This window comes from Enterococcus sp. NPDC086594, from assembly GCF_044746145.1.
Taxonomy (GTDB): domain Bacteria; phylum Bacillota; class Bacilli; order Lactobacillales; family Enterococcaceae; genus Enterococcus_D; species Enterococcus_D entomosocium.
In genome coordinates this window covers 88,231-114,808 of record NZ_JBIVBP010000006.1, presented here as the reverse complement: position 1 = coordinate 114,808, position 26,578 = coordinate 88,231, and the positions used below count along the sequence as shown (strand labels likewise).

Sequence of the window (26,578 nt, the reverse complement as noted above, 5' to 3'; positions counted from 1 at the left end):
CAAGAAGGTTGAAGCTAAGAAACAGCCTCCTCCTTTTCGCACAAAGTTGTCTCAATATTCTTCGTTTTTGGGGGAACGACAAAAAAAGACATTTGGACGAATCAAATGTCTGAAGAAAGTTGTTAGATTGGGTTTTTGTAAAATAATATCTACATACGAGTTCCGATTTCTTAAAAACGAAGGTTATTGAGACGAAAAAAACTGTAAGTGTATCACGCGTGGTCCTTACTAAACTAAGAATAGCGTGGTCCTTTAGCAAAAGAAAATCATTATTTTCATAAACACCTGAAATAGATGAATAAATAACCTACCTCTTTCACTGTGTGAAAGGTACGGGAATGGGTTTAAAAAAGCGGTTTTTGATACGGGTTTATTTTCCGTTCGAGATGTTCCCAATCTCGATCATCTGGAAGAGATTTTAATAATAAATAATCTGTTTTGACTTTGTAATCGACGAGATAGCGATTGTAATTGGTCACGATCAAATCAATATGTGATCCATTTAGCGTCTTCTTTGTTAAATATTGCAGCTGCACAAAGGTCAACTCGTGCTTGCTGCCAAACCGCTGGATTGCTCGAGTTTGAATGTGCTGGCACACAAAATGATCTCCTTCTAGGAGAAAATAAATGGTTTTTGCTGGTGCGTAATAATCGAAAATCAACTCGCTATAAATTGTTAAACTGACACAGATGTCTTCTAAGTAAGCACTAGACAAAGAGAGTTTTTTGCTCTGCTCCTTAAGAAATTGTAAGTTCTTTTGATAATTCTCGCTGTTGGAACGCATGATCACTTCTTTGATATCATCCATTTCCTTGTTCAAAACCGGCGCAATCGCATGGTTTATTTTCCTCGATAAAAAGAAAGAACGTAAAAACGTCGCCACCGTAATGGCTTGCTCTTTGGGCACATCATGGTTCTGCAGAAACAATTCGGCCACGTTTGCAATCGCTGTACCTTGATGAAACTGACGGTAAAATTTTTGCTCTCGTTCTCCTTGATCCAAGGTTCGCTTACACAGGGTGACCAAGTAAATCCAAGCAAATTCTTCTTTGGGCAACTGGGTCTGATAGATTTCTTCAATGCCTTTTTTCAAGGAATAAAGTTTGGCGAAACTATTCCCTTTATACGCTTGCCTGACCAGTTCTTTGGGCACAGTGATATGATAGCCAAGGCTCGCGCGTTTGATGGCAATATAAAACGTATAGTAAAACGCTGCGGGGGTCGCCCCAGATCCGATTTCATAATAGCCGAACTTGTCATCCAATTGCCCTAAAATCAAGTCATGCAATGCTTGGTCTGGGACCAATGTATAGATCGTTTCGACCCCTTCATAGTAAAAATCTTTGAAAAACTTACGTAAGTTGGCTTCGCTTCCTTCAATCGTTAAAGGATTGGAGGTCCATTGTAAGCCATAGCATTTCAAAATAGGGTTGCGCTGATTAAGTAAGCGCCGAAATGTACTCTCTGAAAAATGGTAATGATGTGCTAGCTCATCCACCTTAGCTAACTTGCCATGAAAGATATTCCCGATAATTTCAAATAAGCATTCATTTTTTAACAAACTTTGTTTTCTTTTTTGATATTCTGTAGGCTTTTTCTCTTCGAAAACAAACCCGCTATTGCCGGAAACAAGAACTATACTGTCCCCAAAATATTCTTTCATGTATTTGATATCATTGGCAATCGTCCGCTGAGTTACCTGATTGCGCTCAGCTAAGTCGCCAATCGTAAACACCCGATCTCGCTCAATCGTACTCAACAGCCGAAACAACCGCGCGGTTGTGCGGTTGCTGATGAAGGCCAATTGCAGCTCTCTCATCCACTCCACTCCTTTTTCAAGAGATTCTTTTCTATACTATTACATAAATAGACCACTATTTGGTAATTATATACTCAAATTTACAGTATTTTTATCAAAAAACCTACTAATAATGAAAAAAATAGCGTTCTGAATTTTATTTTCTAACTTATAATCGCTTCTTCGATGGAATGAAAAAAAGCCGCAAGCAACACTCGATGAAAAGAGCTGCTTACGGCTAGTCTTGGCTTTTTCGTTAAAATAAATACTGCGCAGTAATCGACGATTGACAATTGATCAGTTGTTCTGGGGTTCCTTCGTACAAGATTTCACCACCGCGAATCCCACCATCAACACCGACATCGATCAGCCAATCCGCTGCTTTCATGACCTCAAGGTTGTGTTCGATCACGATCACCGTGTTGCCTTTTTCTACTAATCGTTCGATGATCGCCAAGATGCTTTTGATGTCTGCCATGTGCAATCCGGTCGTTGGTTCATCCATAATGTAGATATTGCCTTTTTTGCTTAATTCTTTTGCTAACTTCAGTCGTTGGCATTCACCGCCAGACAAGGTATTTAATGGCTGTCCGAGGGTCATGTATCCTAGACCTACAGCCAAAATCTGTTTTAGTTTTCTTTGAATCGCTTTTTCCTCAAAAAACTCCACCGCTTCCGTGATACTCATGGCAAGGACTTCATCGATCGACTTGCCTTTCAAGCGATACTGGTAGACTTCTTCTTTAAACCGTTTGCCGCCGCATGCCTGACACAAAACCTCGACGGAATCCATAAAGGACAGCTCCATCTTGATGGTCCCGTGGCCCTTACACGTTTCACAAGCACCTTCGGAATTGTAGGAAAAAAGACCTGCTGAAACCTTGTTTTCTTGCGAAAACAACTTGCGAATGTCATTCATGATTCCTGAATAGGTTGCAGGATTAGAGCGAATATTCCCCGCCACCGCTGATTGATCGATCGTAATGGCTTCAGGGTATTCTTTGGCAAAAACACCATTTACCAAACTGCTCTTTCCAGAACCAGCGACACCGGTCACCACCGTAAATACCCCTAATGGCACCCGCAGTGCTGTATTTTTCAAGTTATGCAGCGTCGATTTTTTCGTTTCGATAAACTGTTGGCTTCTGCGAGGGGCTTCTTTGAAATCCACCATCTGTCCAAAGGCTTTGCCAGTCAGTGTATCTGATCGCAGCAAACCTTCAAAGGTTCCTTCGTAAGTAATATAGCCGCCATTTTTTCCAGCTTTAGGACCAACATCGATAATGTGATCGGCTGCTTTAATGACATCTGGGTCATGCTCCACTACGATGACGGTGTTCCCTTTGTCCCGTAGTTTGACTAACAATTCATTCAATCGATGGACATCCCTTGGATGCAGCCCAATACTCGGTTCATCAAAAATGTAGATCACATCGTTCAAGCTAGAAGACAAGTGTTTGACCATTTTTACCCGCTGACTTTCCCCACCAGAAAGCGTCGTTGTTTCACGGTCTAAGGAAACATAATCCAACCCAATATTGATCAGATCAGTGATTCTCGCTTGGATGTTTTGAAGCAGGGGTTGGACACTCTCCTCCGAGATTTCTTGAAGAACCGTCAATAGTTCATCCACTTGCATCGCCAAAACGTCCGCAATCGAATAGCCCGCGATTTTACACGCGAGTACTTGTGGATTGAATCGCTTTCCCTGACAGTCAGGACATTTCTGCTCATTCATGAAAGAAGCGATTTTCTTCTGCGTAGCAGCGGAGCTTTCATTGCCACCTTTGATATTGGAGCGATTAAAACGAGCGACTAAGCCTTCATAGGTGGAACTCATGCCTTCCATATACAAGGAATCGATTTTTTCTCCTTGGGCATACAAAAAGCGGTTCATTTCCTCTTCGCTATATTCTTCCAACGGCTTGTCATTGTCAAAAAAGCCCGTATTGGTGAAGGACTTCAGTAGCCAAGAGCCGACTTTGTAGCCAGGAAGCAGGATCGCCCCTTCGTTCAAGGACTTTTCAAGATCCAGTGCCTTTTCTAAATCTAACCCGACGATCCGCCCAATCCCTTCGCAAGTGGGACACATCCCATGAGGGTCATTGAAGGAAAAATTCCATGCAGGACCTAAATACGGTTGACCAAGACGAGAAAAAAGCAAGCGGATCAAGGGGTTGATATCCGTGATCGTCCCTAATGTAGAGCGGGAATTGCCGCCTAAACGGCTTTGATCAACTACTACCGCCATCGAAAGATTGTCGATGGCATCCGCATAGGGCTGGCTGTATTTTGGCAAAAAGTTGCGGACAAATTTCGAAAAGTTCTCATTCAGCTGTCGACCAGCTTCTTGTGCGATCGTGTCAAAGACGATCGATGACTTGCCAGAACCAGAGACACCCGTGAAAATCGTGATTTTTCTTTTGGGAATCTTCAAGTCAAAGCCCTTCAAATTGTTCTGCCTGGCGTTGTGGATCGTAATGTATTCCTGCATGCTATACCCTCCCAGATTCTATTGAATTTTTACAGTGAGCGACCATTATAGCACAAACATTCTCGCTGTTTCTCGGAATTTTGCAAAAAAACTATGTTTATTTTATGTTTTGTTCTCAATGTTGGAATAGCAAGGATAGAGGGCTTATGCAATTTTTCGATAACTGTTGCATAGGAAGGAATTTAGCGTGCGAACGAAGTTAGAAGCCAGAGCGAAGAACGAGTATTTTGAATGACCTTAAATTGCTAAAAGGTAAAAAAACAGTCCATTTCCCCTTGCTTGCAAAGTGAAATGGACTGTTTTCATGAAATAACCTTTAACCGTTTAAAGCCGACTATTATAGATCAACTCAATGCAGTTGACGGAAACGTTTTGATTAATGTTACCGTTTCTTCTGCCCCGTAATCCCCTTCGGCATATAAAGTAAGATACTCTTCCAACAAATAGTCAGCAAGGTCTTGGGAAGATTGCGTAAAACCAGCCTTTTCGTAAGATTTGACTGCAGCAATATTTTTTCTCGATGGCCGCATCATCAATTTTTGAATGCCGAATGTTTCATGTAAATGATCACCGAGGGTGACGATCGCATCGGTGCCAAATCCTTTGCCGCAATGAATTTCCCGGTTCAACCAGATATCCAGTTCTGCTATGCCGTCTTTTAGATGAAACGAGGAGTAGCTAATAAAGCCAATCGGTTCACCTGCATGTAGAATCAAAAAGCCTCTGCCATTTTGCGGTTGAGCACCAGTAAAGTAATACTCTTGATAGTCCTCAAAAAACTCTGCTTCAATGGCGATCGGTGCATTAGGATAAGAAGGTGGTCCGGAATGATATTTTGTGGTTTCAGAGTGAAAACACCATTGATAGACCGCTTCTTTATCTTTGATTTCCGCAGGGATTAAAGTGACTTTGTTGCCTGTTAGCATGTGGTGTACTCCTTTCGCTCTTCCTAATGTTCCCCCCAATTATAGCGGAGGATGTCCCTTAAAAACAAACCGCGTTTTTTCTTTACTTGAATCGAACATCGACATTGCTTAAATTTTCATTGTTGCGCCAACAATCTTCCGATTGATTCCTCTATTTTTTTCATCCTCTAAAAATTAAATTCATTTTCCCAATTAAAATCAGCAGATTCTTCTAAACTGTTCGGCCAATGATGGCACCAGGAAGGAACTCTGGGCACTTCTACTCGATCCAAACTTGGTGTGTACGGTTTGATATCTATTAGTGGCGTTTGGTCGTTTGCATCAATATAAGGAATAGAAAGAATTCCTTTCTCAACATCGACTGATAATACTTGAACAACACTTAATGCAATTGGATTTGGTCGGATGGGTGATCTCGTAGCAAAAATCCCCATTTTTTCAGGCGCATGTTTATAGGGTTGCTCAGCATCCAAAATCATTCGATACTTTGCATCCGCAAAATCACTGAACCACCATACTAATTGAAGGTGACTAAATCCTTCAATCCCTGCTAAAGCTGGAATATATTCTTTCTTAAGCTTGAGCAAGCATCCGTCCTCATTGTTTTGAATGATCCCGATCGGTTGTAGTTTATATTCTGTCATTTTCTTTCCTCCATTTCCTCTTTGTGCTCTCAGAATAGTGCCTGACACAGTGTGAGAGTCAAGAAAAAACAGAAAAAATCTGCTACTCAACGTTTTATGAGCGGTATTTGTATTTCAGTCAAATAATTACGTTCTTCCTGCTCATTCCAAGGACCGCGATGCACGATTTGCCTGTCTGGTCCGTCCATTTGGTAATAAGGATGTTCTTGTAGCCACTCAGCCAAGGACAAATAGACGTTGGCTATGTTGGAGAATGCACCGTACACCATCGTGCACGCCATAATTGGCACTGCCTCCGTTTCGTAGCTGGAAAATACTTTGGAATCTACCTGCAGGCCTGCTTTCACTTGCACACACAATTCAACATCGACATTTTTTTCTTTAAACTCTTGGTCGTGATAAATCGAAAATGATTGTCCAAAATTCTTTATTTTCTGATTTTCCATAAAAGTGGCTAGTTCTCTCCACAGTTCCGCTTCAGCAAAATAATTTGGTATGACTTTGCGAAGGGAGAGCACATGATAACTCGGGACTGCTTTCATTGTAACCTGATAATGGCGCTCTATTCGTTTCTTCGTCAATTCTAATTTAGCCACTTCTAGTTTGATTAATTTTTGTTTTTCCGCTTCAATAGTCGTCTTAATCTCATCTCCTTTTCTTTCTAATTGTTCTGCAAGGAAGTCCTGCTCTTTGTTTTTCAGCAACACCGCAATTTCTGCTACACTAAAGCCGCTATCACGCAAATAGAGTATTTTATTGAGTTCAGGCAATTGAGCAGCCGAATATAGTCGATAACCAGTAAACGTATCAATCCTATTGGGCTTTAATAGGCCCATCTCATCATAGTAACGTAACATTCTGATACTCACTTGAGAGAGCTTTGAAAATTCACCTATCTTAAACATATGCACCTCCGATAGATGTATTATAAAACACTTTATCCACACTTCAATGCTACTCACTATAAAAAAACCGAAACAAAGAACTCACTCTCTGTTTCGGTCTTGCTTCATTATTCAACATTCAACGAAAAATTCTTCTAACAATTCTTGCCTTTCATAGGCATGTGCCCATTTGTTCCACCTATCGATTCACTGAGACGGCCATCCGGTGATAGGTATGGCGCTTGCCTCTGACGGCGATGGATAGTTGCAAGATGTTCTCGGGATCAGCGGTCCCAGAAAAACCTGCATCTCCGATATGATGAAGGTCGCAGCCGGCACGTTTGCTAGTCAATGCCAAGGCACGGATCGTACCTGTATCTGCACCTTCCTGTGTAGTGCCAATGGTGCCCATGACCAACTTCCCTTTTTGGTGGATAAAGGCCACTAGATCACTCATGTGTTGTTCACTCAGCCCAGGAATCGTGCCCGCAATGGGTACAAGAATAACATCGGCTCCAGCTTGAATGAATGCAGACGCAATTTCTTCATCCAACACAGGTTCATTGACACCAGCTCCGTGCATTTTTCCAGCAATAATGATCCCAGAGAAAACGGCTCTTGCTTGTTTGATTGCCGCTGTGATCTCTTTATTTGAAACGCCAGTGGAAGGATTTCCTGTCAGACAGATAAAATCAAATCCAAGTGCTTCTGCACGAGCCATGTTTTTCTTTGTTGCCAAACGCCCTGTAGCGATAGTTGTCAACTGTTCCATCTGCTCCGCACAATCGTCGACAGGCTCAAGATTGACCCCAACAGGCCGCCCCGTCAAGCATTGCAAAAAGCGAATGGGGTCATCAGTTGTCGGTAATCCTTTGATAGTGCCGTTTTCGCAATCAAATAGGTTCAGCAAAATCAAATCCGCCCCAAATGCAGCGACGAATTCAGCATTGGTGATTCCTCTAGACATCGGATCGATTTGGACATCATTTTCTGCTACGATCGTCCGTCCCGCACTTCCTCGGATACTTTCCAATAGCTGGTCTTTATCAAATGATTTAAAATCAGCTGCCGTGCAATTCAATAATCGTTTTGTCTTCATTTTACGCCCCACTTTCTGAACCGAGTTCACTGGCTAATGTCCGATTATCCAGCATTTTGAAGAATGGATAATAGATGGCGATAGAAACCGTCAGATTCACCAGCTGTAAGATTGCCCCCGAAATATGTCCGCCTGTAGCTAGATAACCGCCGATGATTGGCGGCATCGACCAGGGCACCAAAACGACGGCAGGTCGGACGATCCCCATGGCAACTGTCGTATAAGAGATAATATAGCAAACGACCGGCGTCAGAATATATGGGAACAAAATCAATGGATTCATGACAACGGGCAACCCAAACATGATGGGTTCATTGACATTAAAAACCGTTGATGGAAATCCGAGTTTCCCCAACTCTTTTAAATACTTGCTTTTACTTCTGACTAAGAGTAAGATCGCCAAGCCCAAAATCACGCCACTCCCACCAATCCAGACAAAGGTATTCATAAAGGTATAATTGATGATATGCGGAATCGTTTCGCCGTTTTGAAAAGCGATCCGATTTTCATCGATCATTTGAATCCATGTCGGCTGCAGGACGCTCAAGACCAAGTCCCAACCGTGGATGCCCACTGACCAAAACAATGACGTAAACATAATGGCAAATAGACCACCTATAAAGCCTCCGCCAATGATCGATAAAGGTTGTCCCACAAGGCTGTACAGCAGATCATGAACATTCGTGTTGCCGAATGATTCCACTAATAAACGAATCACCCAGAAAAGCGAGAGGCAAAAGAATGAGGGGATCAATGCAATAAAGGAGCGACTGACCGCCGGGGGAACGTTTTCTGGCATGCGAATCACGATATTCTTTTGTACGAATAATCGGAAAATCTCCGCCGTGATCAAACTGGTGATGATTGCTACGATCAGCCCGCGGCTACCAAGATAAGACATTTGAATGCCGCCGTCTTCAATCGGAGTGACTAAAAGAAAAACCGACGCTGCCAATACACCGGCAGATAAACCGCTGACGCGGTATGTGGTTGCTAAACTATACGCAATAGCAAAGGAATTGAACAGCGCCATCACACCAAAGGTCACTTGGACGACAAAGTCTAATTTGCTGCGCCATTCCCCGCCAAAAATACTAGTAACAAATAGGTTAAAGCCTTCCCATGGAACGTTGGATAAAATAACAAAAATAGAACCGATAATAATCAAAGGCATCGTGGTGACAAGTCCATCACGGATAGCAACTAGATGCTTTTCACCGCCAATTTTCATTCCCCATGGTAGCATCTTTTCTTCCATAAATTTCTTTAACGAATCCTTCATAAGCTTCCTCCTTAAACTTAAAAGATCGCTGAAAGAGTGCGTTCAGGTATCTTTTCGAAGTGTGAATAGAAACCAAGGCTTGCCACCTTCAAGAACCTAGGATTGAAGTCCTGATCGCCAAAACGCTATTGCTATGAATACAGTAAGAAAGCAAGGCATTGGATTTCTCAACTATGACTGCCTATTTTCCCTGCAACTGTCCTCAACTGATCTTCACACCTTTTATTTGCCGCAAACGATCCTGCGCATGAACCGTTTCAAACGACAAAAAAGGCATTGGACAAGATTGTCCAATGCCTTTGGCATAGCAAAATAAGCGTCCAGCATCCCACGGTTTTTGCCCAAAAACCTGCCTGAATCTACTAGAAATCGACAAGGAAATCGGGTACAATAAACACGTTGATGCCTTTGGCGATCAACTATGGCAACTTGATTGGTCAACTGTCTTAAGGGTGTGACTGATCAGGGCCTCGTAAATCTGCGCCAACAGAATTACGAGGTGCCTATTTTTTTGGTTTCTATTCGCTTACATTCTATAGAATGTCTTTGGGAAAAGCAAGCGAACATTGCAACAAAATTGTAAATAATGGTCAAAAAAATAAAAAACTATTGTGATTTGTTCGATTGAAATAGAAAATAGTAATTGCTTTGCGTATTTATCAAAAAAGGAGGACCGAATCATCCATGATTCAGTCCTCCTTTTCGCGCTAGACAAATACAAATAAAATTCCAGAGCAGATCGTGCCTACCAATAGCCCACGAATACTGCCTTCGCCTTCATTAGGTAACTCAAATTTGATGATATTCACCAGCAAAGCGCCGGTGATCAAGGCTTCAATGATGACCACCAAATAGTAGGGCAATGAAACAAAGAGGGAGAACGCCGCTCCCGCGAAAATACTAAAGGAAAGCACAAAGCGGCCATATTTGTTATAAAGGGCACCATGATGGTGATAGAGCAGCCAATCGTTCATGAGAAAATGCAAACCAAAAGCAATAAAGTAGGTCAAAATGTAAAAACGCTCTGATAGCGTATTGGCAATCACGATATAGCCGATCATGATATTGTAGATCACATGAAAAGCGATATCCGACCAAAAAAAGGCGTTTTTGGCACTGGTGATGTCTTTCTTTTCTAACACCATAAACGTCCGCTCATCGATTTTGTAGATCACGTAACTGAAGACTAAGCCAAACAAAACGATGCCATAGACCCCATGACTATAAAAAATCCCCGAGTCCCAGCCAAATTCATCAATCAACACCGTTTGAAAATACGCCAAATGGGGCAATAGATGAACGATCGCATAGGAGATTCCTACCCCAGCGGCAAAGGAGCTCATGTATTGCACGTTTAGTTTTCTGGATGAGATAACATTTGAAAATAGATGGATGAAGATAAACCCTAAAGTGATCATGCAATTCACAAAATTGTTTGTTAAATACGTCATTGTTTTCTCCTTCTTACATTCCGTTTACAGCATCGTTTAATCGCAATTTTCAATAACAAAGTCTTTTTAATTAGTTATTTTTGGTTATTTTCATGAAATATTCTTGTTTACTATACAGTAAGTGGGCTTGGGGGGCAATAGGTTTTTTAGGTTTTTGGGGAGAAATATTTTTGATAGAAAACGACCTTCATTATTGCCGATTTTTTACCGATGACCTTGCCTTCATTTTTAGGAAAGGATAATCTTGTTTTTGTTCTTGCAGACAGTAGGTCTAACTTCGTTTTTTATAAAAATTGGGCTTATTTGAAGTTAACTTCAAATTTCCGAAAAATTGTAACCAATTTGAAGTTATCTTCAACTTTCTCAATTATGTCAGATTTTTGACGTTCGTAACCAATCACTGATGAATTCAGAAAGCCATTGTTGCTCCTATCCCATCAAAAAAAGAAGCAAGAACTTGCAGCGTCCTTGCTTCTTTTTTGTTACAATTCATTATACTTCTTTTTCGAATCTTTACTTTCTTTCACCGGATACTTCATGTTGTTTTTTTCCAGCTTTTCTTTGATGATCTCATCAATATCAAGACCCAAATTGTCTGCCAGCATATAAGAATAAATCAGAACATCGGCAATTTCTTCTTTTAGATGTTCGAAATCTTGAGTGGCTTCTTTAGGTGTTTTCCATTGAAAAATCTCCAACAATTCGGCGGCTTCGATGGAGATAGAAATAGCTAGATCTTTTTCATTATGAAATTGTCGCCAATTGCGATCATCTCGGAATTTATTGATCCGTTCCATTGAAGAGGGTTGGTTTTGCATGGTAGGCCTGGCTCCTTTCGTTTTGTAGGGTTAAGAGTTTTTGGCGCAGATTGGGATTGATTGCATAGATGTAAAGCCCTTTGATTGCTCGTTTCATTAATACATTCAATGAATTAAGGATGATCGTTTCTTTGGCTTTCTTCGTCAATTCTTGGTTCATATCGTCACGTCCCGTAAACGCCCCTTTGTCCTCATATTTATCGATATCGATGACAAGCTGGTCGGTCTCTGGATCGTAATCAATGGAAGGGCCAATGACGACTCCTACATTGTTTAAATCAAACCCTTGGACGGTGTAGATTGAACCGACTTCACTGATTGTATCTGGTCGCTCCGCCCATGTTCGCTTCGTATCGGTCGTATTCCAAGGCAGGTTGATCCCACCAGGATCTACAAGATAAGAAGCTCCGTCTTTCTTATGAACATAATCGAATGTTGAGATGATCCGTGACAGACCTTCCTTTTTATCGAGAGAAAAGATTTTATTCTTCAACGCATCATGGGTTTCCATAATCTGAAGCTCAAAAGATGCTGTTGATTCTGGAATCGATGTTACACGTTTTTCTACGATATCATCGATCCATTGAATTATTTGTGGACTACTTTTCATTCTTAATTGATCTTTTAGCTTAAAGAGAGAAGCATTGTACCTTTTCTGAAACTGATCCAATTTGTCCTGATCCCAATAACTTTTGATTTTCAATACTTGCTTCGGATCAAAGATACAAATCGTGATTTTTGCTCGCTTAATAATCTCTTCTAGTTGGTTTTCATAGTGAAAACTGTTATAGCTGTCTTTCTTCGTTAAAAGCAAATGGGCCTCATCCACAATAACGATGTCTGGGTGCAACTTCTGATTATCTGTTTTATTAATAAAGGAAGTTGGCTTTAACATATGATTCTTTTTTAAATTTGGCAAACTTTCTGCCATTGTATGATAGGTTTTTAACATTTCTGAATGGTTGACCAACAAATAGTTATCGGTGCCTTTTAATACAGGCTCTGACTTTGTATAGTCTTGAAGGGTGTTATAGAGAGATGCCAAAAGGACGCTCTTTCCCGTTCCAGCTTCTCCTTCGATCATCAAGACTTTTTGTGTCTCATCCTGCTGAATCGCTTGTTTACAGTACTCAATGATTTCAAGTTTTATATCTAACTGTTCTGGCGTCAGTTCTTTAAAAGGGGATAATTTATATACATCTTTGTTGCGAATCGTATCGATTGAGTGCTTCGCCAATTGACGCCTTTGCAATTCTTCCCATAACTCTTGGAAGACCACTTCATCATAATACTCTTTTTCATAATACTGATGCATCTGCACCTGTCTTGTTTGACTGACATTTTGTAACTGAAACTGCTCATCCCCAATGAAGTGATTGATCAAATTGGTTTCGATATTGTAGGTCGCTGATTGATTGAATTTTTCATGTCCAATCAGCAAGACTTCTTTAATTTCTCTGCGCTTAGAGTTATTCAAGTGCTGCTTCAATCGTTTGTTCACTTGAACCGTTTGACCAATGTACGCAACAGGCCTTTTCTTTTCATTTCGGTTGTAGAGTATGTAAACGACTGGGTACTGATCGATATATGCCGTCGTTATGCTAGATAGCTCACCTTTCTTGAAATGATGATCTTCTATGATTAGTTGGTTGGTCATTTTTTAAAGTCTCCGTTTAGTGTCTATTCCATTAAGTTTATTTATTTTAGTATATCACTGCATATTTTGCTCTTAAAGCATTAAAGACAAAATTGGTAATTTTTTGTTTTAGCAAAATAACCATTATCTAAAAAAATCGCTATTGATTAATCTACTAATTTCGTCCAACGTGCATACTTTGCTACTGATTTAATAGACTAACTTATTATCCTGAAACTCTTTTCAAACGAAAACTCTCTAAGACGTTCTAAAATAAATAGCTGAAAATCCCCTTTGACAATTCACCAAATATCCTCTGTTTAGGATATTTATAAATTGTTTATTAAATCAAAAGAATTTATTTTGCAATCTGAAAATAAATAAATATTTTATAATTTTAATTTGACCAAATCATTCAATATGAGATAATCATTTACGAAAGGATGATTTGATGGACCATACAGTTACCAGCCTAAGATATCTGCGGATCGCTCAAATTTCTTTGTTAACATACTATATTTATTTAGCCGTCCATGACAATATTTTCGAAGCAATTCCATTACTGTTTATCAGTGGTATTTTAGATCTCGTGTACCCGCCAGACTACGCAAACCAGTCATTTTGGTTTCCTTATAAAAAGAAAACAATATTTTTAAAAAGCAACAATTTGTTTCTGGAAAGAGCATTAGAAATCTTAATCATAATTGTTCTTGGTATTTTTTTATCTCTTGTTTTTTAAAGTAAAGGAACAATTTGTGATTGCTAGTTCCCTTTTACCCAACAACTGAATCATTTTTCTATTACTCACTACTTTTTTATCCATTTGTCTATTAAAATGGATTTACCAGATGAATAACGAACCCTTCGCTGTTGAAATAATGCTAGTATCTAATCGAAAAGAAAGGTGATTTTTTATGAAAAGAATTTGTTTTGTCTTAGTGTTGAGCAACGGGTTATCTTACACACCATTAACTCCAGGTGTTCTTTATCAAAGAGACACAAGCCTCAAAGACTATTTTTCACCGTATTACGACGTTTCAATCAATTATCTGAGAGATAAAGATACTGTTGATTACTTAGTCCTTCCTGAGCCATTCGCTCCTTTTGATAATGAAAATAACCTCCCTATCATAAAAGTTCCTTCAAAATTTTTTCTGACTAAAGACTTTGAAAAAATTAAGGCGTACATTGATGACTACTTTAAAGAAAACGATGCTAAGTAATACTATCCTCGATCGTTTTTCGCCCTTACTGATTGATACCGTTATCAATCAGTTTTTTCGTCGGATTGTCAACTTATTTTGGGACGAGAAAACAGTCCGAATATTCTAAATTTATTCTTTTGCGATAAAATTATTCCAATATAGATAATAAGGTAATATTTATTTGGTAGCTCTCAATTATTCTTATACTTAGCTGAGGGCATCACTTGCTTGACCAAAAAATTCAATGATCGAATACGGGCTAACGGTTTTAATTTAACTTAAAGGGGTTTTAGTTTTGACAGACGAAAGATGGTTCCAAATAAGAAAAAGACGAAAAATAGAATTATATGTTTGTCTTTTAGTCGTTTTCCCAATGGTCTATGGGCTATGGTTCAACATAGTTTTTCTTGTACAATATACTGCACTACTTTTTTGTATCGCAGTTTTAACAGCAATATATGAACTCGGAAAACTATTAATTGATAAAACTCTAAGAAAAAGGTAGTAATGTTCAATCTATATTTTGTAGGTTGGACATTACTACCTTTTTCTTGAAGGAATTTAATAACAATAAGCCTAAAGAAGATACAAAAAGGAGCACTCCTTAGAGTACTCCTTTTTCATTATTTAATGGAAAACAGTAAGATACTAGTCAAGTCAACAGAGCTCTGAAAGTAGTGGTATACACCTATTACCCCACAGACCCTTCCATATAGGAAACGGCTTCTCAACCAGTGTCATTAACTATAAAACCAAGTTTTTAAGAGTTCTTATAGTAGTTTAGAGACTCAATATTTATCATTGATTGTCAAATTAAGATGGTCAAAATCTGGTCAATTTTGTATATGTTATTGGGAGCAATTTAAAAAGCTGTTTTGTTAAAGAATTCAACTTTTTTATTCGCAGTTTTCTTCAATAAAATCAGTTACATTTTTCTTGCTATTTTAAATGTTTATTTATAATAGTAACCATTACCTGAACAAAAATGTAACATGCTCTTCTCAAGCTTTCAGAAGTCTCATATCGTTGTCAAGCAGAAATGTTTTCCCATTTATACATAAGTATTTATATATTTGCCAATTTAAGGCATATTATTGAAACAAAGAAGAGAAACATTAAAGCCTCTCTCCTCACAATTAAATTTCGTTTAAATTGCATTTGTAGATATCATAGAAGCCAACACACTTAAACTTCTAAATTCTCTATTAGTATTAGAAGCAAGTATAAAACTTGGAAAGTCTGGGTCATACACATACAGAGCTAAATTTTCTATATCTATCTTATGAGTCTGACACATGGTGTTTATATATAGACTATCAGGATTTGTCCTTATATATTTCCCCAACATTTCAACATATTCAAAAAGTTGTTCTTTAGATAGTCCACGTATAGAATTACTAAAAAAAGCTTGTGGTAGATAAATAGTCGCTTTAACATTTTCAAACACAACTTGTATAGAAGCAGATGATTGTTCTTTGTTAAGAACTACATTTTTAATTAAGCCAACAGTCGACAGATTCTTATTGGAATCTCTCTCTGATATTTGGTGAAGAAGAACCGATATAAACGCTGGTTCTCTTGTTTTTGTACCATTTTGATCTAATTCTTCTTTACTTACTATACTATTGGGATCATACTTTATTCTAACCCCTGTCTTGACATCTTTGGAGTTAGGATCATCTGAATCCTTTTTAGACCTAGTAGTCTTTTTCTTATCTGACTTGGCTACTTTTTTTTCCTCTGGAGGATTTAAAAAATCTCTTAGCTTTTTACCCATGTTTTTATTTCTACGAGAAATACCATCATCTGATATATTTCCATTAATCTCAATATATACAGTTTCAGGTACAACCCTAATTGAGTCATCAGCATAATCACACTCTTCCTTATGTTCAAAACCTTGTGGTTTTTTCAAGTAACCGCCTTCACGAGTTCTAACATAAATTAATTTCGCATCACAATTTTCATCTGGACAAAACAAGTGGTTCACGAAATCATCATAATTATTTTGATGCGGAATCCTTTTAACTTCGATAAATCTTGATTCACCCTCCTTTGAATACAAAGCTTGGCTAAATTTTACCATTACATCATTCCCTATCTATAATATTTTATAGAAAAGGTCGAAATTAATTCTAGTCTTGGATACTCTAAGCAAAAAAGCTTTACATTTTCAAAAACATTTGATAAACTTCTAAGAGTTAACATTTTAGTTAGGTAATTAATTTTTGTGTTGTGTCTGCAACTAGTTTAACTAATATCAACCACGGGGATAGACTGCAATCTATGCCCTTTTTTCTATTACTTGATAATATCACAATGTATTTATACAGTCAAATCTATAACACTATATATTGTGTCTCATTCTTTTATATAGATTGTAAACAAACTATATATTGAATACGAAAAATTAATTGTAGAACGCTACCAAATCCTCTGAACATAAAAATTAAAGATCATCCCCCCTACATATAGTATGTAAAAAATGTACTAAGATTTCAATTGATCTATTATCCCTTCTATATTCACTATTTTCCATTCTCCTCCCTCTATCAGCCTGTTTTCAACTTCTCCTTGTTTTTCATATATCATCCTAAAAACTAATTCTTTATTTTTGCATACACCATCAAGGCTATAAACCATAGAAATATATACATGAGTCACTGACGCACCTTTGTCATCTATTTTAGTTATAGAATAACTATCCAATGTGATATCCTCATATTCTTTTCTAAATAGTCCAGCTTTTTCTTTCACTGAAACTTTTCCAAATATATTTTCAAAGTACAAACTAACTGGTGTACCAAAGTTTCCTTTCTTAATGCATTCTAAAAATTTAATAGCATTGGCTTCTGGTGTCCCATCTTTAATAGTAAAGTGCTCATAACCATTTTCAAATTTTCTTGGTTGCCATTCTTCAAGTAGCTTATCCATTTTTCGTAACTTCTTTTTGTGATCAGTGTATTTCCTAGCTATATCAAAAAAACTTGTTTCTTTACTTTTCTTTTTCTCTTCTAAATACTCTTCTCTTCTTTTTTCTTCACTTTCTAAAGACTGAATCCAGTCATTCACATAAAATAAAATGGCAAATGTTTTAATAGCAACTATCTTGTTATTATACTTCAATTCCCTACCATGTAGTATGTTGTTTTAATGTCATTTACTATACCATCAACCAACATTAATACAATTGGGATACAGCTATGATATCTTTCTTCAAAATAGTCTTTTTTAGCCAAATTTAGTAACTCAGCTCTTTCTTTGAATATAGGTCTATAAGATAATATGTTAATTAGCCATTCTAGTTTTCCTTCATAATAATTCATAAGAAGACTTTCCCCATCTATTCCCTGTTCCACACACTCTTTCATTACTTTAACATCTAAAGAATCATGCGCAATCCATCCTCTAGAAGAAAATATTTCATTAAACTTATCTGGTAATTCTTTAATTTCTAATATCAATTTTTCTAGCAAATCAAAATCTTCATCAATTTTAATACCAAACAATGAGGAAATACTGCTTAGAATTTTAGCTCCTTGTATACTTTCTTCTAAATCATGTATAGTTTCATTTTTAGCTATCTTATCTCCCATTCAATCACCTCGTTTCTTATTATATCATCCTTCTTTAGCCAACGATAACCACATAGAAGCTATATGAAACATTTATAGGTCTGTTTAATCTGCAATAACTCCCACAACTATGTAGTACTTTCCAAGGATTTTCAGCAAAAAAAAATTTTCGTTTCATTTACATATAAAATATAGAAACCCTTGCATATCAATGTTTATAAAGCTTTATTTCATTTCGTTTCATGTATCAAAACTAATTAATCTTTTGCAAATTACAAAAAAAGTACCCTAGTGAGCACTGTAGCTCACTTAAAGGGTAACCCTTAGTACTACGGTCAAATAACAACGGAGTTAGGCTCTCTATCCTATTCATTCAATTCCTTGTATCATCCTACCAAAGATATCATTAGCTTGAGTTGGTTGTCCATCAATTATAATAAAAGTGTACTCCGTTTCCAGCGGCTCTTTTAAGCTTACTGTAATTCCTTCTCCCACCTTCTGCTGAACAGATAGGCTAATTGCTTTCAGATGTTCAATTGCTTCTGATATAGCTTGCCTATCATTTGGAATAGACCCATCAACATAACTAGAAAAGTAACGTAATCTATCTATACAAATATTGCGAACAGCGCCCCTAAGAAAACTGGTCAAGAGTTTGCTGATATGATGGCTCATCAGTAAAAAAGCTGATCAAAAGCTGGTCATTTCTACTATCAAGGCAAAACAAAAAAGCTAGAATCCTTATACATCAAGGGTTCTAGCTCATATAATAGGTGTTACCCCACACTACCTTCCAGCAAAGGGATAGTGTCTTCTACAAATTCTAACAGCTTCTGAATGTTATTAGATCAACATCTGCTGTTTTGAGCGATGCCATGAAATTCTGATAATTTTTCGTGATTGGTCCTAGTTTGGGTGTTAGTTTTTTTATAAAAGAATTAGAAACTACTTCGACCATCATATCTATGAAATCCTGATTCAAATTTTTCAGGATGCCCTATCCACTGATATCCTTCCAAACTATATATCCATTCAACAAAATTATCAATAAATTTTTGATTATTATGATCATGTATATTTCGGTAGCCTCTTCCAACATTTTTTAAAGTACTTAATGATTCCGGAATCTCAATTGCATCTTTTCCAAAGTACCAAAATTTTTTTGAGATTAGAACTTTTTCACCTCGGGTGTCTCGTTCCAAATTCAGAAGATTTTCCTTTCCATTTTCTAAACTATGATGAGAATCGACTTGAATTATATAACCATTTTCATCAGTATAGTATATATTATCACCGTACTTTAGTTGTGTGCTTCCATTCATAACTGGTTTTTTATTTTGAAATCGAATATCGTTCCAGTAATCATCAAAAGTCAATATTTCTTCAACCTGCATAGCATATATCATTTTCCCTTTGTAAATACTTTCTTTTCTAGAAGAACCCATGCCAACTATCCAATCTCCAACATTCGCATGTTTCCTAAGTGTGGGCTTACACGTAGCCAAAGTACAAAAACCATGGAATGGATTTGGAGCGAATCCATAATCTCTGGTTACAACATAATACGATAATTTCATTCATTTCCCCCCTCATATTAGCAACTTGATCTATCAATATTGTATTTAGGAAAAGGTTCTCCAGTCGAAGTTTCCCAAATAGGGGTTGATCCGTTAATAGCTTCTCCTGCTTTATCCATTCCAACTGCAGCATATCCGAAATTCTTACTGCTATCTGGTAATGAACCTGCTTCATCCAAGTATATGAAAATAACTTTTTTACCTAACATACTTGCTTTTTCTATGCACCAATCAATCCATTTAATTTCAGCAGTATTTTTCCCTATTAATACCACAACAAGATCAGACCATTTTGCATTTTTTTCAATAACTTTTTTCATTTGATCTGAAATATTACCGTTTGAAGAGAATAGTCTATAGACTTCATCACTGTTACGAAAAGTATGTTCAACGCCTAAAGTCCTTGGCAACTGATTGATACCTTTTCTATCTTCTCTGCTATATGCTACAAAAATTTTATTTCCCATCTTCTCTTATCTCCTTTTTTTCTTGGCTCCAATTTTCCCAAAGCTTTACAAACAATTCATTTGAGCAATTAGATAAAATATGCTCACATATTTCACTATATCCAAGTTTATCAGCTACATACGAACTTATAATGCGCATCATATTACAGTATCCTTCTTCTGGTTGATTGAGCTCAGAAAGTTCTAGTAACTTTTTCTTACTTAGATTTTTTTGAGTAAGAAGTTTCATATTATCAAAAATTTGTGAAATTAATTTATCTGATTTTTCTTTTGATACTCTTAAGTCATCTGTATTTTTCACATGTAGAGGAATCTGTGCACCAACTTTTTCTTTATCTCTATCATACAAATGTAAACTATCACTAAAGTGACAATATGATCCAATTTCCAAGCCTAACCATCCAGCCATTATTTCTTGAATACTTGTAAACTGAACAAAATTATATGGTAATCCAAGTAAGAGATCATTGCTTCTCATAATCTGAGTCCACTCCAACTTTCCATTTCTCACCTTTAATAGGGAACAGACATTACACGGGATATCATCAGCCCTGGGTTGTCCATCAGAATCTGGGAAGTCTCTATCAGGGTTCCATATAGAAATCACTGTTTGTCTGTTTTCTGGATTATTTTTTAGTGCCTCATACGCACTATTCAACTGATCAAAACCATAGGATTTTCTAATTCTTTCGCCATATGCTCCATAATAAGTATCTCCCATACCAGCGTACTGTTTCAACGCAGGATTCCAATAATTAATAACCTCTGAATCATTGCTACCAGCCAGTATCCAAATCACTTCTGCTAAAGCAAATCCAATGCTTATTGCAGGTACTCGACTAGATACCCATCTTTGTTTCGGATTATCAACTTGCATAATTACATGTAAAAGTTCGGCTGTCTCACCAGTACGACTTTTCACACTATTATGAGTTTCTTTCAATTCTTTTTCTGCTTGAATCCACACATCATCTACCGTCTTCCCTTGATAAGAATTCACCAATCCATCCTCTCCCTTTTTATACTTTCATTAATCCCCCATTTAGGTGGAAAAAAGTATTCAATATTTTCTCTATTACTAGCTCTAAAAATTTGTTTAATACGAGTATTTTTCCCATGATTGTATTCTGGATGTTTCACTCGAGTATATTTATCAGTTTCACAAAATATATTCTGACAATCAATCAATTGTAATTTTCGTCCCCATAAATTTGAAAAATCAAGGTTTAACCTACTTATTTCTTTTTCCTGTTTATCTGCCATCCACTTAATGACATCTTCATAGGTATAATTACCTCGAGACTCGAAACACTTGTCAATACCTTTCTTGGCACCCGGTCCTGCTATCACGAAAGACATCTCATCAAAATCACAAATTGGACTATAATTTATATCAATTGCTAGTTGAAAAGCAAGAAAGCTTCCCAAAGTAGGGTAGTTTAACAGTAAATGATACAACTCTTCCAATGAATTACATTCTTTGACTTTATTTAACAAATCATCCTTTAACATATATTCTAATAATTTAAGGTTATTTTGATGTTTTTTAGAATGGTTAAAAGAACTAACTCCCGATGGCATAATATATGCTGCGGAGTATATTTTCTTATTTTGTTTCAATTCATCCAGAAAGATTTTATTATAGACGTCAAATGAGTATGTTTTGTATGAAACTTTACCTAATTTTCCTTCTAAAGTTTCCCAAGTTTCAATCTTATTGAACAATTTAAATAGCAATATTCTAAACAAAATATCCTCTTCATCATGTGCCTGTCCAGTTTGGTATATAACATTTCTAATTAGATACTGACTTACTCTATCTGAAGCTCTATACACGTTGGTAAATTTGTATTTACTCAAGATATAATCCTGTGACCAAGGAAAATTTTCATTGTTAAATCGAGCAAAAAAAATTTTTTGCCTTTCTGCAGTAAATTTCCAATATTCTGAGTAGATTGGTGATTTAATTAAAGTAGAAGATGTATGAATTTTTTTAATGGTCTTACTTTTTTTGGGAGCAATATCACCAAAGAGATCCATCTGTAACCCTTTACAATTTTTCAAAATCTCATTCACGATTTTATTCGAAGTCTGAATTATCGTAGAATCATTACTTATATTATGAACCAAATATTCTTGGGAGTTACTAACAATTTTTCTATATTCATCTATTAATCGTTTCTTTTCATCGGTAATAACTTGTTCAGAAGGCTTCCTCTCCAAATAGAATACCTTGTTTATGTGTATATTCTCCCAATATTTAAGCTCTGGAATTAACAAGTTATTTAATTCTTCTTTGTCAATCCCAGAAACTACACCATAGCAAAAGGTCGACCACCAAAATCTATCCAATAAAATTAATTTTCCATTCTTCAAATCTGGAATAAGTTTCTTTTGAAGTAACTCAATATGAGCAGCAATATGCAAAATTTGTAAGCTGATAGGATTGAGCTCCTCTTTAAAATACTTGCCTTGTTCATGATGTATATCGTAGACAAGGCTACCTAAAGTCCCCTCTTCTTTGCTAGGAAAACTGTATTTAGAAATATCATATCCCTTTAGCTCTAGCTTCTCTGAAACTTTATCCATTACTGTTGACTTACCGACGTTGTCAATTCCTTCAAAAATATAAATTTGACCACCATTTTCATTCAAAATAGTTACTCCTTCTTCAATACTAACTTCATTTTTTAATAGTCAGGCCTAGTATTTTACTTCAAATCCATTTTCACTCCAACACCAGCAGAGTTTACTAAATAATTTTTTTCTAGGCCATAAAATTTTTCGATAATCTCATTGGACAAAAAAACACCATATTTCCTAAATATCTCGATTGATAATATCATTATCTACTAAACGATCCAGTGATTGCTTTAATGCCACTGGTCGCATAGCTCGCTTAGTATCGTCATATGGTTCAATTTTTCTCCATTTCCGATAATTAATTTATTTATGAAGCTTTACAAACTACAAACTCATCAGAAGAAATTAGTTTTAGTGCTTTAGCTCGTATAACTAATGTACCTATTGAGACAAACCATATTCACTTCAAACCTAGATACGATTCAATTTTGGCTAAATCTAGCCCTTGAACGCTTTTAATAAATGCATCTTTTGGTAGTAGAAATGAAGAAGCAAAGTTATTCGCACGTTGTTCCATTTCCTTGTACTCATCTTTTTCTAATTCTTCAGGATCGTTGTTCCCCTTATCTAAAATCCAATGTCCTAGCTCATGAGTTAAACTAAATTGTTCCCTATAGAATGAATAATCGTCTCCTTCAATCATAACAATATAGTTTTCACGATCATTTATATTGGCGCTTCCGCCTGAAGCATCGCCTTTATTATAATCATTTTTACGACCGAAATAACAAACCCTTTCTCTTCCATTAATCTCATAATATCGACAATTGGTGAATCCTCTAATCCCCAGTTTTTACGGAGTTCCAAAGTAATTGACTCTACATCATCTAAATCTGAAATATTTTGGCTTTCTATAAGCTCTGGAAAAGAAATAGATGCTTCAAAATAATCTCGAATTGTTGTAACATATTTCTTATCTTTTTATCCAAAAAAGCCTTGACATTCCAATCGCTTTTCCCTAATTTATTGTCTAGTTTATTATATAAAGTCCACTTATGAAAAAATTTTACAAGCATATGATATAAGATACTCATTGTAATTCTTACTTTTATAGATTCGAACTATATCACAGAAAATATCACACTTCGACTAAGATAAGAAAAGTTCCTATCAATTAATTTGTGATATATCTTGTAATCAAAAATTTATTTTCTTATTCCATTATTTCTCATAAAAACTATTTTTTCAATATATAAAACAACCAAATCTAAATTTAGATTGCATAACTACATCGTCTCAAATAAAAATAATCTGGTGAAATGCTCCTATCCAACATCAACCAAGAGCCCACATCTTCCTTCAAGTCATACTTATATAGTGTCAATTCGCTGTCATTCATATATCCAAACGGACTATCTGGTTCATTATACAAAAAGAAATTTCCCTGTAAGCTGTCACAATGAGAACAAACATTAGCAAAGTAGTTTCTCTTTTCTGTGTAGGAGTATTTAATTTTACATCCAAACTTTGTCGAAAGTTCTTCTCTTATTTTTTTAGGAATTTCATCATTTAATGCCCATAACTGGAGATCATAACCAGTATCTTTTTGAACTGAAACTGTTGGTCTATCTAAATCAATAATATTATCTGATAAAACACCTACAGCAAAAACCTTCGTATTTTTATGACACTTCCAACATGACTGCTGACCTTCAACAATTAAAAAGTTGTCTTTGACGATAATACATCCATCAACCCACTCTGTGAACTTTACATAGTCATTTTGATTTTCAACATACCACTTTTTTTCTTTTGGATCCCACTTCGCACCTAATTGTTTAGCCAACTCTTTTTGTTCAAATGGAACAGTTAAATAAAGCATAATACAACCTCCTTAGTGAGCGTTTTCACTTATGATACCATACTTTTTTAGTCACACTGTCTATTTTCCAGCTTTTCGATTAAAAATCGCGGAAATATATTCTATAATTTTAGAAATACGTTTTCTTGTAGAAAAAGTAAAAAAGCTCCTCATTCATAAAAAATAAGGAGCAAAAGACTATTCATCAATGGTAATATTCTCAATATCCGTATCTGGTTGATCAAATTTAAGTGAGGCTAAATCTTTTGTTCTGAAGGCTATAGACCATCCCAGAGGATCAATAGGAAAATAATTATACGTACTTTCATAAACTTGGGGTGCTCGCACTACAGTCGGAGCCGTAATTTCATAAGTTACCTCGTTTTGCACTGTACGCATTTGATATTCTTTTTTGGAGATTGCATCATTGATTGTCTCATCATTTACATAATTGTCCCCAATCGCATACAAATCTCCTTCCACATTATATAATCCTGTATAACTAGAATCAGGGTAACTCACTTCATGAATAATAAATGAAAACTCTTCCTTCTCCGTCTGATTTCCTGATGAATCAGTGATAATATTGAAATAAAAATCTGATGGCTCGATATCAATTGGGTTCAAATTATTATCTGATTTCATCTTGGATAGGAATTCTTTTCCTGATTTTACTATGGAACTGTCGCTTTTCTCTAACAGCTCCTCCGCCATTGCAATATCTTCTCGTATACCTTGAATTCTAACTGATTGATAATCAAATTCATCTTGCTTAACTTTTTCTAATATCTCTTCATCTGTCATCTTAGAGACTTCGCCGATAGTTAACTTAGTATTCTTATATCTGCTAATTTTATTATCCTTATCAAATACTAAAACAGACTCAATTGCTGTATCTTTTCCAAAATCATTTTTTGTAACATACCATAGTTTTGTCTCTTTACCTTTATAATTCATATAGTCAGCAAACGTATAGGATACGCTCTCTTGAACCATGGGCTCTACTGGAGAGCCTTGATTTTGTTCATTCTTGCTGTTACTTTTACATCCTGTAACCGCTACTAAAATCAATACGGTTATTGGTAACATATAAACTAAGTGTTTCAATCTTCTTCTCATTTATAAATTCTCTCCTTTTAGTTGGTCAAATGCTCATTTTCCAATTGTTCATCTAAAATACTCTCTAATCCAATTTTTTTCAATCGTGGAACAGCAATTAATCCAATGAATGGCGTCAATAACCAAGAAAGCAGAAAGAGTGTTGGTTTTAATACCATATATCTAAGGATGTACATATCAGTGTACTCACCTTTTTTTATCTCCGCTGTCTTTCTTGATCGATATTCATTGAGATCCGCATTATATAAGTTACCAAATCGATCAACTGTTCCAGAAACCATTCGTTTCACATCGTCAGTTGTCGTCCGATCAATATGGTTACACCCACTTAAAACTTCCGAGATATGTTTTGACACTTTTTTCTTTGCAAAAAATGCATCATACATAGGATTATTTTCGATCCAGAGTTTCACAAAAGGAAAATATATTGCAATTAACAGTCCATAAACCAACTGAAAAATTAGAGCAATAGCTTCTGCAAAACTATAAATCATGCTAAAGGTGAAGAGCGTTTCAAGAATCCCTACAATAAATGCTAAAATCCCCATCGCAACAAAGAATATTGCAATCAATGTACCCACATTTAAGAAAAATTTTTTTCGAACTACCAACATTTTTTGTACCATATTCACATAAACCATTCTCATCCTTCTTTCTTCAAAAAATACTTATCTATCTTTTCAGCAAATTCACAAATACATATATGTATTATTTTACACAACGAAAATACATTTGTCATCTGATTTTTTCCTCCTTAAAGCTCTATCATTAAAGAGTAAGGAGGTGGCATTTATGCTAAACAAAATGGTTGCGGACCAAATCCGTCATTATCGCATCAATAAAAAGATGACATTAGCTGACTTGTCTCGTACCTCAGAAATTGATGATACGTATTTAGGACGCGTTGAGCGTAATGAAATCAATATCACCCTCAATACACTTGAGAAAATTATCAAAGGTCTTCACATGACACCTGCACAGTTCTTTGGCTTTCTAGAATTTGAATCAGATAACCCCGAGTTAGTTAAGGTAATTGATCAGATTCAAAAATCACCTAAACAAAAACAATTAACCTCTATCGCACAAGAGATTGTTAATCTATCTGAGCCATAAAGAATTGGTCTTATGCCAATTCTTTTTTATTTTGAACAAGAAAAA

Annotated in this window: 23 protein-coding genes; 2 read left to right on the top strand and 21 right to left on the bottom strand. The window is 36.2% G+C overall.

What is annotated here, in order from left to right:
• Positions 1 to 344 precede the first annotated feature (344 nt).
• From ACIPK1_RS10810 to ACIPK1_RS10765, 10 genes are all read right to left on the bottom strand, one after another.
• Positions 345 to 1,820, bottom strand: coding sequence for a helix-turn-helix domain-containing protein (locus ACIPK1_RS10810; RefSeq protein ID WP_101698835.1), 1,476 nt, complete (start codon positions 1,818 to 1,820; stop codon positions 345 to 347).
• A 235-nt stretch (positions 1,821 to 2,055) separates the two neighbouring features.
• Positions 2,056 to 4,293, bottom strand: a complete 2,238-nt coding sequence (locus ACIPK1_RS10805) for an excinuclease ABC subunit UvrA (RefSeq protein WP_101698834.1) — start codon at positions 4,291 to 4,293, stop codon at positions 2,056 to 2,058.
• Between the two features lie 344 nt (positions 4,294 to 4,637).
• A complete protein-coding gene (locus ACIPK1_RS10800) occupies positions 4,638 to 5,219 on the bottom strand; it encodes a GNAT family N-acetyltransferase (RefSeq protein ID WP_101698833.1) in 582 nt (193 codons plus the stop codon).
• A gap of 167 nt (positions 5,220 to 5,386) precedes the next feature.
• A complete protein-coding gene (locus ACIPK1_RS10795; RefSeq protein WP_101698832.1) occupies positions 5,387 to 5,863 on the bottom strand; it encodes an SAM-dependent methyltransferase in 477 nt (158 codons plus the stop codon).
• 86 nt (positions 5,864 to 5,949) lie between these two features.
• On the bottom strand, positions 5,950 to 6,768 hold the full coding sequence (locus ACIPK1_RS10790) for a MerR family transcriptional regulator (protein ID WP_101698831.1): 819 nt from the start codon (positions 6,766 to 6,768) through the stop codon (positions 5,950 to 5,952).
• Positions 6,769 to 6,946: 178 nt separating this feature from the next.
• Positions 6,947 to 7,846 carry a WecB/TagA/CpsF family glycosyltransferase gene (locus tag ACIPK1_RS10785; RefSeq protein WP_140966202.1) on the bottom strand — a complete coding sequence of 300 codons (900 nt, stop codon included), beginning with the start codon at positions 7,844 to 7,846 and terminating at the stop codon, positions 6,947 to 6,949.
• A 1-nt stretch (position 7,847) separates the two neighbouring features.
• Positions 7,848 to 9,128, bottom strand: coding sequence for a PTS cellobiose transporter subunit IIC (celB, locus tag ACIPK1_RS10780; protein WP_077453683.1), 1,281 nt, complete (start codon positions 9,126 to 9,128; stop codon positions 7,848 to 7,850).
• A 707-nt stretch (positions 9,129 to 9,835) separates the two neighbouring features.
• Positions 9,836 to 10,579 carry a hypothetical protein gene (locus tag ACIPK1_RS10775; protein WP_008377866.1) on the bottom strand — a complete coding sequence of 248 codons (744 nt, stop codon included), beginning with the start codon at positions 10,577 to 10,579 and terminating at the stop codon, positions 9,836 to 9,838.
• A 482-nt stretch (positions 10,580 to 11,061) separates the two neighbouring features.
• Positions 11,062 to 11,397 carry a nucleotide pyrophosphohydrolase gene (locus ACIPK1_RS10770; RefSeq protein WP_034857870.1) on the bottom strand — a complete coding sequence of 112 codons (336 nt, stop codon included), beginning with the start codon at positions 11,395 to 11,397 and terminating at the stop codon, positions 11,062 to 11,064.
• Complete coding sequence (locus tag ACIPK1_RS10765) at positions 11,360 to 13,054, bottom strand: DUF2075 domain-containing protein (RefSeq protein ID WP_101698830.1); 1,695 nt, start codon at positions 13,052 to 13,054, stop codon at positions 11,360 to 11,362. Before ACIPK1_RS10765 ends, ACIPK1_RS10770 begins: the two co-directional genes overlap by 38 nt.
• Before the next feature lie 893 nt (positions 13,055 to 13,947).
• On the opposite strand from ACIPK1_RS10765, the gene ACIPK1_RS10760 reads away from it, so the two are divergent.
• Positions 13,948 to 14,256 (top strand): hypothetical protein, encoded by a 309-nt coding sequence (locus ACIPK1_RS10760; RefSeq protein WP_086299077.1) that lies wholly within the window; start codon positions 13,948 to 13,950, stop codon positions 14,254 to 14,256.
• Positions 14,257 to 15,385: 1,129 nt separating this feature from the next.
• Here ACIPK1_RS10760 and ACIPK1_RS10755 read toward each other — a convergent pair.
• From ACIPK1_RS10755 to ACIPK1_RS10705, 11 genes are all read right to left on the bottom strand, one after another.
• The gene (locus tag ACIPK1_RS10755) at positions 15,386 to 16,324 is read right to left on the bottom strand and encodes a hypothetical protein (RefSeq protein WP_400450842.1); all 939 of its coding nucleotides are present in this window, start codon (positions 16,322 to 16,324) and stop codon (positions 15,386 to 15,388) included.
• Between the two features lie 404 nt (positions 16,325 to 16,728).
• Positions 16,729 to 17,364: a hypothetical protein gene (locus ACIPK1_RS10750; protein WP_400450839.1), complete on the bottom strand. Its 636-nt coding sequence runs from the start codon at positions 17,362 to 17,364 to the stop codon at positions 16,729 to 16,731.
• Complete coding sequence (locus ACIPK1_RS10745; RefSeq protein WP_400450837.1) at positions 17,361 to 17,834, bottom strand: hypothetical protein; 474 nt, start codon at positions 17,832 to 17,834, stop codon at positions 17,361 to 17,363. Before ACIPK1_RS10745 ends, ACIPK1_RS10750 begins: the two co-directional genes overlap by 4 nt.
• A 917-nt stretch (positions 17,835 to 18,751) precedes the next feature.
• Positions 18,752 to 19,390 (bottom strand): hypothetical protein, encoded by a 639-nt coding sequence (locus ACIPK1_RS10740; RefSeq protein WP_342081625.1) that lies wholly within the window; start codon positions 19,388 to 19,390, stop codon positions 18,752 to 18,754.
• 17 nt (positions 19,391 to 19,407) lie between these two features.
• A complete protein-coding gene (locus ACIPK1_RS10735) occupies positions 19,408 to 19,857 on the bottom strand; it encodes a TIR domain-containing protein (RefSeq protein WP_400450834.1) in 450 nt (149 codons plus the stop codon).
• Positions 19,847 to 20,857 (bottom strand): thymidylate synthase, encoded by a 1,011-nt coding sequence (locus ACIPK1_RS10730; RefSeq protein WP_400450832.1) that lies wholly within the window; start codon positions 20,855 to 20,857, stop codon positions 19,847 to 19,849. The genes ACIPK1_RS10735 and ACIPK1_RS10730 overlap by 11 nt, the downstream gene beginning before the upstream one ends.
• Positions 20,854 to 22,512 (bottom strand): nucleotide kinase domain-containing protein, encoded by a 1,659-nt coding sequence (locus ACIPK1_RS10725; RefSeq protein WP_400450830.1) that lies wholly within the window; start codon positions 22,510 to 22,512, stop codon positions 20,854 to 20,856. The genes ACIPK1_RS10730 and ACIPK1_RS10725 overlap by 4 nt, the downstream gene beginning before the upstream one ends.
• Positions 22,513 to 22,900: 388 nt before the next feature.
• Positions 22,901 to 23,170 (bottom strand): ImmA/IrrE family metallo-endopeptidase, encoded by a 270-nt coding sequence (locus ACIPK1_RS10720; protein ID WP_400450913.1) that lies wholly within the window; start codon positions 23,168 to 23,170, stop codon positions 22,901 to 22,903.
• 543 nt (positions 23,171 to 23,713) lie between these two features.
• Positions 23,714 to 24,322 (bottom strand): DUF5710 domain-containing protein, encoded by a 609-nt coding sequence (locus ACIPK1_RS10715; protein WP_400450828.1) that lies wholly within the window; start codon positions 24,320 to 24,322, stop codon positions 23,714 to 23,716.
• A gap of 177 nt (positions 24,323 to 24,499) precedes the next feature.
• Positions 24,500 to 25,420, bottom strand: a complete 921-nt coding sequence (locus ACIPK1_RS10710) for a hypothetical protein (RefSeq protein WP_400450826.1) — start codon at positions 25,418 to 25,420, stop codon at positions 24,500 to 24,502.
• A gap of 17 nt (positions 25,421 to 25,437) precedes the next feature.
• Positions 25,438 to 26,061: a hypothetical protein gene (locus tag ACIPK1_RS10705; RefSeq protein ID WP_400450825.1), complete on the bottom strand. Its 624-nt coding sequence runs from the start codon at positions 26,059 to 26,061 to the stop codon at positions 25,438 to 25,440.
• Between the two features lie 151 nt (positions 26,062 to 26,212).
• Between ACIPK1_RS10705 and ACIPK1_RS10700 the strand changes: the two genes are divergently transcribed.
• Complete coding sequence (locus tag ACIPK1_RS10700; RefSeq protein WP_010738891.1) at positions 26,213 to 26,533, top strand: helix-turn-helix domain-containing protein; 321 nt, start codon at positions 26,213 to 26,215, stop codon at positions 26,531 to 26,533.
• Positions 26,534 to 26,578 lie beyond the last annotated feature (45 nt).